The organism is Terrisporobacter sp. (assembly GCF_017888745.1).
Lineage (GTDB): Bacteria > Bacillota > Clostridia > Peptostreptococcales > Peptostreptococcaceae > Terrisporobacter.
Map to the genome: position 1 here is coordinate 1 of NZ_JAGHFM010000077.1, position 12,243 is coordinate 12,243.

Consider the following 12,243-nt stretch of genomic DNA (forward strand, 5'->3'; position numbering starts at 1 on the left):
ATATTGATATTGTAGTTTTTGGTCATACGCATATTCCTTTATATAAGGTTATAGATAATATTATTTTTATAAATCCAGGTAGTACAATTTATCCTAGGGCTGGAAGTAATAAGTCATTTGGGATACTAACTCTAAAAGAAAATATTTCATATGAAAATATAAATATATAAACGAAAAGTGTTGAAATAAAGGCAACACTTGTAAATAAAAAACTTTGTATGATATAATTAAAGAGTTATCTATAAATTATAATGATAATTTATAAAAATCATTACATAAGATATTTAGGAGGATAAAGTTAATGAAAGTAGAATTAATTAAAAAAGAAAGCAATAAAGTAAGCTTTAAATTAACTGTAGAGAACGATAAGTTTGAAGCTGCAATAACTAAAGCTTATAATAAAAATAAAGGAAAATATAACATACCTGGATTCAGAAAAGGTAAAGCACCAAGAAAAGTAATAGAAACTCATTACGGAAAAGGTGTATTCTATTCTGATGCAATAGATATAGTATTCCCAGAAGTTTACCCAACAGCAATAGCTGAGTTAAACATAGATCCAATTGATGTACCATCAATAGATGTTGAAGAAATAAGCAAAGACAACGGATTAGTTATATTAGTTGATGTAGAAGTAAAACCTGAATTTGAATTAGGTTCATACAAAGGTGTAGAAGTTGCTAAAGTTGACGATACTGTAAGTGAAGAAGTTGTTAATGCTAAATTAGAAGAAATGAGAGAGAAAAACTCAAGATTAGTATCTGTTGAAAGAGAAATAGAAAATGGAGATACAGCTAACATAGACTTCGAAGGATTCGATGGAGAAGTTGCTTTCGAAGGTGGAAAAGGTGAGAACTATAACTTAGTTATAGGTTCAGGATCTTTCATACCAGGATTTGAAGAACAATTAGTTGGTAAAAAAGCTGGAGAAGAAGTAGAAGTAAATGTTACTTTCCCAGAAGAATATCATGCTGAAAATTTAGCTGGAAAGCCAGTTGTATTCAAAGTTAAAGTAAATGATGTTAAAGTTAAAGAATTACCAGAATTAAATGATGAATTTGCTCAAGATACTACTGAGTTTAACTCATTAGAAGAATTAAGAGCTGATGTTACTGCTAAAGCTCAAGAAGAAGCTAAGACAGCTGCTAACAATGAATTAAGAAACAATGTTATAGAAAAGGTTGTTGCTAATACAGAAGTTGAGGTTCCAGAAGTAATGGTTAATCATGAAATAGAAAACCAATTAATGGAATTAAACTATCAATTACAATACCAAGGATTTGGAATGGAGCAATTCTTACAAATGACTGGTAAAACTATGGAAGAATTCAAAGCTGAATTTACTGCTAGCAGAAGAGAAGAAGCTGTAAGAAATGTAAAAACTTCATTAGTTATAGAAGCAATAGCTAAGGCAGAAGACGTTCAAGTTAGTGAAGAAGAAGTTAATGCTGAAGTACAAAAAATGGCTGATGCTTACAATATGACTGTTGAGCAAGTTAGAGAAGCTTTAAGAGCTACTGACTTAAAAGACATGGAAGGTCAATTAAAAATAAGAAAAACTATCGACTTATTAGTTGATAATGCTACAATAGCTTAATTTTTTACAGTAGTCCATTAGGACTACTGTAAATTATATATTAAACATTTAGAGGGGGTATGATTTATGGCATTAGTACCTACAGTAGTAGAACAAACAGGAAGAGGCGAAAGAGCCTATGATATATATTCTAGATTATTAAAAGATAGAATAATATTCTTAGCCGATGAAGTAAATGATGTAACTGCCGGACTTATTGTAGCCCAATTACTTTTTCTAGAAGCTGAAGATCCAGATAAAGACATATATTTATATATAAATTCACCAGGTGGAAGTGTAACATCAGGTATGGCTATATATGACACTATGCAGTATGTTAAGCCAGATGTAAGCACTATCTGTATAGGAATGGCTGCATCTATGGGTGCATTTTTATTAAATGCTGGAGCAAAAGGTAAAAGATATGCTTTACCAAACAGTACAATAATGATACATCAACCTTTAGGTGGTGCAAAAGGTCAAGCAACAGATATAGAAATACATGCTAAATGGATACTGCAAATCAAAGAAAGATTAAACACTATTCTTTCTGAAAGAACAGGTCAACCATTAGAAAAAGTGAAAGCTGACACAGAACGTGACAATTTTATGAGTGCTATAGAAGCCAAAGAATATGGTCTTATTGATGAAGTAATCAAAGATCATAGTTAGAAAAGAGGTGCTTGTTATGTCAAAATACGAAGAGAAAAGACAACTAAAATGTTCATTCTGCGGTAAAACTCAAGATCAAGTAAGAAGATTAATTGCAGGACCTAACGTTTATATCTGTGATGAATGTGTAGAACTTTGTGACGAAATCATCCAAGAAGAAATAGAAGAAACTATGGAAGAGGATACTACATCTCTGCCTAAACCAAAAGAGATGATGGAAATATTAAATGATTATGTTATAGGGCAAGAAAGAGCTAAAAAAATATTATCAGTTGCAGTGTATAATCACTATAAGAGAATTTATAGTAAAAAATCTACAACTAAAGATGTAGATATACAAAAGAGTAATATTCTTTTACTAGGACCAACAGGTTCTGGGAAAACATTGCTTGCTCAAACTTTAGCAAAAACATTAAATGTTCCATTTGCAATGGCTGATGCAACTTCTTTAACAGAAGCAGGATATGTAGGAGAAGATGTTGAAAACATACTTTTAAAACTAATCCAAGCAGCTGATTTTGACATAGAAAAAGCAGAGAGAGGCATAATCTATATAGATGAAATAGATAAGATTGCTAGAAAATCTGAAAATCCATCTATTACAAGAGATGTAAGTGGAGAAGGAGTTCAACAGGCTCTATTAAAAATCCTTGAAGGAACAGTTGCTAATGTTCCACCACAAGGAGGAAGAAAACATCCTCATCAAGAGTTCTTAAAAATAGATACAACTAATGTATTATTTATTTTAGGTGGTGCTTTTGATGGTATAGAAAAAATAATTCAAAGACGTGGTACTGAAAAAACAGTAGGATTTGGTGCTAAAATAGAAAGTAAGAATGATACAGATTTAGGAAAAATTTATGCTAAGGTTCTTCCTGAAGATTTACTTAAATTTGGTATAATACCTGAATTTATAGGTAGAATACCTGTAGTTGCTACATTAGAGTTATTAGATGAAGATGCTTTAATGAGAATATTACAAGAGCCAAAGAATGCTTTAGTAAAACAGTATAGAAAGTTATTTGAATTAGATAATGTTGACTTAGAGTTTGAAGATGATGCTCTAAGAGCTATAGCTAAGAAGGCTATAGATAGAAACACTGGAGCTAGAGGTCTTAGAAGTATAGTGGAAAGTGTTATTATGGAAAGCATGTATGAAATTCCATCAAGAGAAGACATCAAAAAAGTAATAGTAACTAAAGAATCAGTTGAAGGTGAAACACAGCCAATAATGATTCTTAAGGATCAAGAAGAAAGTGCATAATTAATATAAAAAAGGAGCTTATATATTAATAAGCTCCTTTTAATTTTAGTTTTATTATGCTAACTTAATATAAAGTAAATAAAGATTAACTTATACTAACAAAATAAATATTTATAAATGAATTATTATTTTATTAATATAGCATAATAAAATTAACTTAATTTATGCATATTAGCCTTATTATTTATGTTGAAAATTGACATACATAAATATATAATATAAAAAGAAAATAGCACTTTAAGGAGTGATAATAATGGAACAGAATTATACTAAAATTGAACATGAGTTACCATTGATACCTTTAAGAGGGTTGGCAATATTTCCATATATGATATTAAACTTTGATATAGGTAGAGAAATGTCATTAAAGGCATTAGATCAAGCTATGTTAGAAGATGAATTAGTATTTTTAACTTCTCAAAAGGAAGCAGAAGTAGACGAACCTACAACTGAAGATTTTTATCATGTAGGAACTATTTGTAAAGTAAAACAGGTTATAAAATTACCTGGAGAAACAGTTCGTGTATTAGTAGAAGGTATTTCTAGAGGAAAAGTAAAAGAAATAGAGCAAGAAGAATATTTTAAAGCAACAGTGGAAGAAATTATTTATGACCAAGAAAATGCAGACGTAGATGTAGAGGTAGAAGCATTTGTAAGAAATGTTTTTGATGCTTTCGAGGAATACATAAATATAGGTAATAGGGTATCGCCTGAAATACTAGTTTCACTTGGGGATATAGAAAATGTAGATAGATTTATTGATACTATAGCAGCAAATATTTTCTTAAAGCCAAATCAAAAGCAAGAAATTTTAGAGGAATTTGATATCCTAAAAAGACTAGAGTTGTTATATTCTATTTTGTTAGAAGAAATAGATATATTAAAAATAGAAAAGAAAATAACTTTAAGAGTTAAAAAACAAATGAATAAAGTTCAAAAAGAATATTATCTTAGAGAGCAACTAAAGGCTATTCAAAAAGAATTAGGAGAAGATGAAGATTTAGGTTCTGAGGTTGAAGAATACAGAAAAAAACTTAGTAAAATAAAAGCGCCTAAAGAAACTAAAGAAAAAATTTCTAAAGAAATAGATAAGTTTGCTAGAACATCGAGCGCATCTCCAGACTCTTCTGTAAGTAGAACATATTTAGATACAATATTCTCATTACCGTGGAGCAAAGAAACTAGAGATAAGATAGATTTAAAGAAAGCCAAAGAAATATTAGATGAAGAACATTATGGATTAGAAAAAGTAAAAGAAAGAATACTTGAGTATCTAGCCATAAGAAAATTATCTAAGACACTTAAAGGACCTATAATTTGTTTAGTGGGACCTCCAGGTGTTGGTAAGACTTCTATCGCTAGATCTATTGCTACTGCAATGGGTAAAAAATTCGTGAGAATATCTTTAGGTGGAGTTAGAGACGAAGCTGAAATAAGAGGACATAGAAGAACTTATGTAGGATCTATACCAGGTAGAATAATAAATGGGATAAAAGAAGCTCAAACTAAGAACCCGGTATTTTTATTAGATGAAATAGATAAAATGGCAGCAGATTATAAAGGAGATCCATCTTCAGCAATGCTTGAAGTTTTAGATCCAGAACAAAATAAAACATTTGTTGATCACTATTTAGAAGTACCATTTGATTTATCAAAAATACTATTTATAACTACAGCAAATAGCTTAAGTACTATACCAGGTCCATTACTTGATAGAATGGAAATTATAGAAGTATCAGGATATATAGAAGAAGAAAAGTTAAATATAACTGAGAAATACTTACTTCCAAAGCAAATAAAAGAACATGGATTAAAATCTGGATTTGTAAAAATAGAAGAGCAAGCAATAAGAGATATAATAAATTACTATACAAGAGAATCTGGTGTTAGAACATTAGAAAGAACAATAGGGAAGATTTGTAGAAAAATTGCTAAAAAATACGTTGAAGATTCATCAATTGAAGGTGTTGTAGTTACTCCAGCTGATTTAGAAGAATATCTTGGAAAAGATAAATATCTTTATGATTTAGCTGGAACAAAACCTGAGATAGGTCTTGTAACAGGGCTTGCTTGGACATCAGTAGGTGGTGTAACTCTTAATGTAGAGGTAAATGTATTAAAAGGTAAGGGACAAGTTGTATTAACAGGTTCACTTGGTGATGTTATGAAAGAATCTGCTCAAGCAGGAATATCTTACATTAGATCTGTAGCAGATAAATTTAACATACCAGAAGATTTTTATAAAACAGAAGATATTCATATACACTTCCCAGAAGGAGCTACTCCAAAGGATGGTCCATCAGCAGGTATAACTATGGCAACAGCAGTAATTTCTGCTTTAACTAAGATTCCTGTTAGATGTGATGTTGCCATGACTGGAGAGATAACACTAAGAGGTAGAGTGTTAATAGTAGGTGGGGTAAAAGAGAAAGTACTTGCGGCTCACAGAGCAGGTATTAAGAAGGTTTTAATACCAAGAGAATGTGAACCACAGTTAGAGGAAATACCTGAAAATGTAAAAGAAAAACTAGAAATTGTTTTAGTTGATCATATGGATCAAGTTTTAGAACATGCTTTAGTAAAAGATGGTGAAAAAAATGAAAATTAGAAGTTCAGAAATAGTAGTAAGTGCAATAAATAAAAATCAATATCCTATAGAAGGATTACCAGAGATAGCTTTAGTTGGAAGATCGAATGTTGGAAAATCTTCTGCTACGAACGCTTTATTAAACAGAAGAAATTTTGCAAGAACTAGTCAAACACCTGGTAAGACTAGAACTATAAACTTTTATTTAATAAATAATGAATTTTACTTTGTAGATCTTCCTGGTTACGGTTATGCGAAGGTTTCAAAATCAGAAAAAGATAAATGGGGAATTATCATGGAAAGATATTTACAAGATAGACAAGAATTATGTGCTATTTTCTTACTTGTAGATATAAGACATGAGCCTACAAATGACGACGTTATGATGTATGAATGGATAAAACACTTCGGGTACAACTGTGTTGTTATAGCAACAAAAGCAGATAAAATATCTAGAGGACAATATCAAAAACATATCAGTATAATAAGAAAAAAATTAGGTCTTATGAAAGACGAAAAAGTAATTCCTCTTTCTTCTTCAAAGAAAACTGGAGTAGAAGATGTATGGAATGAGATAATCGCTCAATATGAAGAACATGGTTATGAAATAACAGTTGATTAATAACATTATAAAAGTTGTGCCATTATGATAGATATCATTTTGGGACAACTTTTTTTATGTGAAAAATGTGTATAATATATGGTGTGGAAATTATTGTTAAGATGGAGATTGTTTATTGGAGAAATAATAATTTAATTGGGAATGGTGGCTTTTAATGATGTTATTTTTTGATTTAATAGATAGTGAAAAGGATAAAGTAAAATTTGAACAAATATATAATACATATAAGAAAACTATGTTTTATATATCAAATAAAATCCTAAAAGATGAACATTATGCTCATGATGCTGTGCAAATGAGTTTTTTGAAGATAATCAGAAACTTAGACAAAATTGATAGAATTAATAGTGATAAAACTAAAGGATTTATTACTATTATAGTAAAAAATACATCCATAGATATATATAGAAAGCTTAAAAGGCAAAATGAGAAGGAAATTCTAAATTTTGAAGAGTATATATTTGAAGGACAAGAATTTCATGATGAAAATAATGAATTAACTAATGAAATAGAAATAGGAATTTTAAATTTACCAGAAAAATATAAAAGTGTATTTTTATTAAAATATAGTCATGGGTTAAATAATGAAGAGATAGCGAATTTATTAGATATAAGTTCTTCCACAGTAAGAGTAAGATTATTAAGAGGAAAAGATAGACTTAGAAAGATTATAGAAGAAAGGAAGGTGGAGCTTAGTGGATAAAATAGATATTACAGATGAACTACTTTATAGTTGCTGTTCAAAAGTAGAAAAATATATTGTAGATAAAATACCTAATGAAGAAGATATAGATTACCTATATCCAAAAAAATTTGAGAAGAAGATAAAAAAGATTATAAAACAAGAAGATAGACCACAATTTTTAAATACAGTATATGCTTATACACGCAAGGTAGCTATAGTATTTATTATTATAACAATGGGATTATTTACTTTAACTATGAGTGTAGAAAGTCTTAGAATACAATTTTTTAATATAATAAAAGAAATTCATGAAGAGTTTACAATTTATAAATTTAATAGTGAAAGTAATAATGATTTAGAATTTAAGAATATGGAGCCTGCTTATTTACCAAAGGGCTTTGAAGAGATAGATAGAGAAATAATGTATGATGGTATTTTAGTTATGTATTCAAATGGAGTTGATTTATTAACCTATAATTATTTTAAAGTAGGTGATTCAAATTTATATTTAGATACAGAGAATTCAAAGACTACAAAGATATTAATTGGGGATATTGAAGGTGAATATATAGAAAAAGAGGGGGATAATACTATTGTATGGGAAGATTCTGGATACTGTAATATGATAACTTTAGAATATATAGATAAGTCACATATTAATAATAAATATGATGAATTAATAAAAATAGCAAAAAATATAAAAAAAATTGAAAAGTAATGAAACAAAACTCCACCTATTGTTCGTTTAATTATATGAAAGGACGATTTAAGGGGGAGTTTTTATTATGAAGAAGAATATAAAAACACTATGGGGAATCAAGTACGTGGAGCTATTGAAAATAGGTCATCAGGTCCATTAGGATTCTCATCAGGTACAATAGATCTTAAATAGTAATAAATAATGTTCATAATATATTATATTATGAACATTATTTATTAAATATAAGGGAGGTAAATTTGAAAAATTTAGTTAATATAGAGATAAAAAAATGTTTAAAAAGAAAAGAGTTTATATTCATATTATTATTGATTATAGTAGCAATATCTATGGATTTTACATTAACTAGTATGCATTTTTATGGTAGTAAAACATCACAATTATTGTCAGCACATAGTGGTATTATAATAAACAATATAATAAGAACTCCATTACAACCTGTCTTTGGAGTATTATTACCCATTACTGTAAGCATTATTGGTTCAGATATGTATTTGGAAGAGAAAATTAATGGAACTGAAAATGTTATAAATACAAGAATAAGTAAAAAAGAGAATATAATAAGTAAAGCTATTGCAATAAGTATTATATCTTTCTTTATAGTGTTAATACCATTATTAATAGATCAAATACTATCGTTAATAGCATTTCCAACTCAAGGTAATGGATCTTTTAGAGAATCAGGATATAAACAGTTAATATATATAGATAAAGGTATTATGTTGAACAGTATTCAAGCTTATTATCCCTACTTAAATAATATAATATTTATGATAATTAGAGCTATATCGGCAGTGTTATTCACATTAATATCTTATGGATTCTCATTTATTCCTAAAGTAAATAAATATTTGTCCATATTATCTTCATTTATAATATATACATTATTAACAACAGTATTATCACTAATATCATTTATTATTTTAATGAGCGGTATTAATGAATCTTTATCAGAAGCGATAGGTACTGATATTTTAGGAGTTAATGGTTATGGAAATATATATGTTCTGTTTGGTATATTACTTATCTATTTAATTTTAGGCATTAAACTTATAAATAAAGGAATAAAGAGTGAAGATGTGGTATAGAAAGTTTATGAAATATATAACTAAGGAAGAGAAAATACTATATTTAGTTTTAATTGCAATGTTTACTATGTTTGCTATAGATGGTTTTAATAAAAGTTTAATAGAATTATATAATTTAATGTTTAATTATATTTCATTTGTATTCTTTTATGTACCAGCATATCTATATATATTGTTAAAAATAATAAAAAATATATCTTTACCAGAAATACTAGTAAGATATGAGTCTATTGATGATTTGATAATGGATCGAATCAAAATTTTGTTTTTTTTATGTTTAAGGATAAGTATATTTTCTGTGATTTTTTCTAGTATATTTTTAGTTTTAAAAGATATAAACATAATTTATTATAAAGAATTTTGGTTAATGAGTATTTTATCCATAGGAACTCAATTTGTAGGGTGGTTTTTTATAGGTTTATTATATCTGCTTTTAGTAAAAATATTTAGACATGAAATGTTAGCTTATATTATTGAGATATTTATGTGTACATCGATGATCTATGTATTGTCTTTAACAGCTCCTGTTTTTGTAAAAAGATATATAAAGCCTTTGTGGGAAATAATGTATTTTTATGATTTTGATATAAATATGAAAACTAAAGTTTTATATATAAATTTAACAATAATTATAAGCGTAATGATTATATATTTATATAAATATTTATTAAAAAGCAAAGATATAGGGAGATGAAAATAAATGAGTATAAAAAAAGTTAAAATAACAAGAAATATATATACTTTTATTTTAAGTTCATTTATATATAATTTATTATTATCATTTATGTATATTGGCTCTAAAGATGTTAACGAGTTAATAATAAATATATACAGCAATATAGATTTATTACATTTGGATGATATAAGAAAAATAATTCTATGGATATTTCCACAGTTAATTATAGTTAGATATTTTGGGAATTTCTTTGAAGAAAATTTATTAGATAATACTACTGTTATTTTTACAAGAACAAATAAACGAAGTTATTTTTTATTAAAAAATATATTCAGCTTATTTATTAATTTTTTGATATTTTTTATGGTGCAAGTAATATGTATTATCATTGTATCAGTAATTAATAAAATTCCAATAAATATAGATTTAAGCAGTTTTCTAATTGTATGTAGGATAAACTTATATTATTTTTTGATGTTATTAATAATAAATGGGCTTAGTGTGTTGTGGAAGTCTATTAATGTAGTATATATAGTTATGTTATTAAAAATGTCCATGATATATTTGTCCGGTATGTTATTAGAATACTACAATTTAACAATAAAATATTTACCTATAAATATTGGAATAATATTTAATGGTAGTTTTAATACAGGTATAAATAATATAGAGGCGATAACTTATTGCTTACTATATATATTATTATTTTTAATAATAATACTATTTTTATTTAGAAAGAAAGAATTCTTAAGTTAGTAAAATTATCATGGGGGGTAAAAGGCAAATGAAAAAAATATGTGTAAATAATATGTCTAAGATAATAAATGATACAGATATATTAAAAAATATAAATATTGAATTTGAAGAAGGAAATATTTATGGTATATACGGTCATAATGGTTCTGGTAAAACAATGTTTTTTAGAACTTTATGTGGATTAATAAAACCATCAAGTGGATTTATAGAAATAAATGGAGATATATTACATAAAGATATAGATTTTCCCAAAAGCATAGGAGTATTAATTGAGAACCCTAGTTTTTGGAAAGATTACAGAGGAATAGAGGTATTAGAAACTTTAGCAAAAATAAAAAATACTGCAAGTAAAGAAGATTTGATAGATGCAATGAATAGGGTTAGACTTGATTATAAAGATAAAAGAGTTTTGAGAAAATATTCATTAGGTATGAAACAAAGGCTGGGAATAGCGCAAGCCATTATGGAAAAACCAGAAATAATAATATTAGATGAACCGACAAATGCATTAGATGAGAAGGGTGTAAATTTAGTTTATAAAATATTAGAAGAAGAGAGAAATAGAGGCGCTATAATATTAATATCTAGTCATAATAAACAAGATATAGAAAAATTATCAGATTATAAGATAAAAATAGATAATGGAAGTATTGTAGAAGTTAGGGGTAATTAAAGATGGCTAAATTAAGGCGATTTATATGGATAATTATAATAATTATATTGTTAGCTATGATTATGTTAGCTTTTAATGTAAGGCAAAGTTTTGTAAAAGATACGGATATTAATTTATATATTAATGACAAAAATATTTTATGTACGATTTTAGAGCATCAAGAAGATATAACTAAAGACTTTATAAAAAATGAAGAAATATCAAAATTAGAACAACTGGAAAAAATGTCACCAGTTATAGTAAAAGTAAAAGTAGATAGTGATTCCCCTAGAGAAATATATGAAGAAGCTACTTTGACAAAAGTAAAGGTAAAAGAAGTATTTAAAGGTAATTTAGATAAAGAGAGTATATATGTATTTGAACCATTTTATATACTAACTGATCCTCCTATTATTATAAATTCTTTAGATGGATATAATGTTATGGATAAAGACTTAGAATATATTTTATTTTTAAGAGATATGAAAGATTCCAATTATACACCAGATGATACTATTTACATGCCAACTACTACATTATTAAGTAAGTATTCTATTAATAATACAACATTAAAATTGAATAGTGTTAAATTGATAAATAATGAAGTAAAATATCGCAATGTAAAGGGCTTAGATATTATAAATAATAATTTAAAAGATATAGAAAAATATAACGATATGAAATTGAATGTTTTAAAAAAATATACAAATAGAAAGTAAGATAAAATTGCTTTACAAAAATATAAATTTAAATTTAGCACAGTAACAAAATTGCCTCTTAATTAATATCTTATTAAGTAGAATATTTTAGGGGGCATGTGTATATGAAAGGTAATGTAAGAAAGTTATTCCCAGGGGCAAATACTTGTGATGGATTTTATTCATATTTTGATTATATATTTCCAAAGGATGTTAATAGAATTTTTTGCTTAAAAGGAGGTCCTGGAG

At 26.9% G+C, this 12,243-nt stretch carries 13 protein-coding genes; all 13 read left to right on the forward strand.

The features are described from left to right. Positions 1–8 precede the first annotated feature (8 nt). Complete coding sequence (locus J7G74_RS16780; protein ID WP_297132181.1) at positions 9–170, forward strand: metallophosphoesterase family protein; 162 nt, start codon at positions 9–11, stop codon at positions 168–170. A 131-nt stretch (positions 171–301) separates the two neighbouring features. After that, entirely contained in the window at positions 302–1,597 is a 1,296-nt protein-coding gene (tig, locus tag J7G74_RS03850) for a trigger factor (RefSeq protein ID WP_297132156.1), read from the forward strand. Between the two features lie 66 nt (positions 1,598–1,663). Continuing rightward, on the forward strand, positions 1,664–2,248 hold the full coding sequence (clpP, locus tag J7G74_RS03855) for an ATP-dependent Clp endopeptidase proteolytic subunit ClpP (protein WP_297132158.1): 585 nt from the start codon (positions 1,664–1,666) through the stop codon (positions 2,246–2,248). 16 nt (positions 2,249–2,264) lie between these two features. Beyond that, complete coding sequence (clpX, locus tag J7G74_RS03860; protein WP_297132160.1) at positions 2,265–3,512, forward strand: ATP-dependent Clp protease ATP-binding subunit ClpX; 1,248 nt, start codon at positions 2,265–2,267, stop codon at positions 3,510–3,512. Between the two features lie 253 nt (positions 3,513–3,765). Beyond that, the gene (gene lon / locus J7G74_RS03865; protein WP_297132162.1) at positions 3,766–6,120 is read left to right on the forward strand and encodes an endopeptidase La; all 2,355 of its coding nucleotides are present in this window, start codon (positions 3,766–3,768) and stop codon (positions 6,118–6,120) included. Then, positions 6,110–6,721, forward strand: coding sequence for a ribosome biogenesis GTP-binding protein YihA/YsxC (gene yihA / locus J7G74_RS03870; protein WP_297132164.1), 612 nt, complete (start codon positions 6,110–6,112; stop codon positions 6,719–6,721). The genes lon and yihA overlap by 11 nt, the downstream gene beginning before the upstream one ends. 154 nt (positions 6,722–6,875) lie before the next feature. Beyond that, positions 6,876–7,424, forward strand: coding sequence for an RNA polymerase sigma factor (locus J7G74_RS03875; RefSeq protein ID WP_297132166.1), 549 nt, complete (start codon positions 6,876–6,878; stop codon positions 7,422–7,424). Continuing rightward, positions 7,417–8,124, forward strand: a complete 708-nt coding sequence (locus tag J7G74_RS03880) for a DUF4367 domain-containing protein (protein ID WP_297132167.1) — start codon at positions 7,417–7,419, stop codon at positions 8,122–8,124. The genes J7G74_RS03875 and J7G74_RS03880 overlap by 8 nt, the downstream gene beginning before the upstream one ends. A 239-nt stretch (positions 8,125–8,363) precedes the next feature. Beyond that, a complete protein-coding gene (locus tag J7G74_RS03885; RefSeq protein WP_297132170.1) occupies positions 8,364–9,212 on the forward strand; it encodes a hypothetical protein in 849 nt (282 codons plus the stop codon). A gap of 7 nt (positions 9,213–9,219) precedes the next feature. Further along, complete coding sequence (locus tag J7G74_RS03890; protein WP_297132172.1) at positions 9,220–9,906, forward strand: hypothetical protein; 687 nt, start codon at positions 9,220–9,222, stop codon at positions 9,904–9,906. 6 nt (positions 9,907–9,912) lie between these two features. Beyond that, positions 9,913–10,644: a hypothetical protein gene (locus J7G74_RS03895; RefSeq protein ID WP_297132174.1), complete on the forward strand. Its 732-nt coding sequence runs from the start codon at positions 9,913–9,915 to the stop codon at positions 10,642–10,644. 28 nt (positions 10,645–10,672) lie between these two features. Further along, positions 10,673–11,317, forward strand: a complete 645-nt coding sequence (locus tag J7G74_RS03900) for an ABC transporter ATP-binding protein (RefSeq protein ID WP_297132176.1) — start codon at positions 10,673–10,675, stop codon at positions 11,315–11,317. A gap of 2 nt (positions 11,318–11,319) precedes the next feature. Further along, positions 11,320–12,015 carry a hypothetical protein gene (locus J7G74_RS03905; protein WP_297132179.1) on the forward strand — a complete coding sequence of 232 codons (696 nt, stop codon included), beginning with the start codon at positions 11,320–11,322 and terminating at the stop codon, positions 12,013–12,015. Positions 12,016–12,243: the final 228 nt, after the last annotated feature.

Bases quoted from the DNA above. Each gene is read 5' to 3' on its own strand.
- lon (WP_297132162.1), top strand. From the start codon at position 3,766: ATGGAACAGAATTATACTAAAATTGAACATGAGTTACCATTGATACCT.
- J7G74_RS03890 (WP_297132172.1), top strand. From the start codon at position 9,220: ATGAAATATATAACTAAGGAAGAGAAAATACTATATTTAGTTTTAATT.
- J7G74_RS03895 (WP_297132174.1), top strand. From the start codon at position 9,913: ATGAGTATAAAAAAAGTTAAAATAACAAGAAATATATATACTTTTATT.
- clpP (WP_297132158.1), top strand. From the start codon at position 1,664: ATGGCATTAGTACCTACAGTAGTAGAACAAACAGGAAGAGGCGAAAGA.
- J7G74_RS03875 (WP_297132166.1), top strand. From the start codon at position 6,876: ATGATGTTATTTTTTGATTTAATAGATAGTGAAAAGGATAAAGTAAAA.
- tig (WP_297132156.1), top strand. From the start codon at position 302: ATGAAAGTAGAATTAATTAAAAAAGAAAGCAATAAAGTAAGCTTTAAA.
- J7G74_RS03905 (WP_297132179.1), top strand. From the start codon at position 11,320: ATGGCTAAATTAAGGCGATTTATATGGATAATTATAATAATTATATTG.
- J7G74_RS03900 (WP_297132176.1), top strand. From the start codon at position 10,673: ATGAAAAAAATATGTGTAAATAATATGTCTAAGATAATAAATGATACA.
- yihA (WP_297132164.1), top strand. From the start codon at position 6,110: ATGAAAATTAGAAGTTCAGAAATAGTAGTAAGTGCAATAAATAAAAAT.
- clpX (WP_297132160.1), top strand. From the start codon at position 2,265: ATGTCAAAATACGAAGAGAAAAGACAACTAAAATGTTCATTCTGCGGT.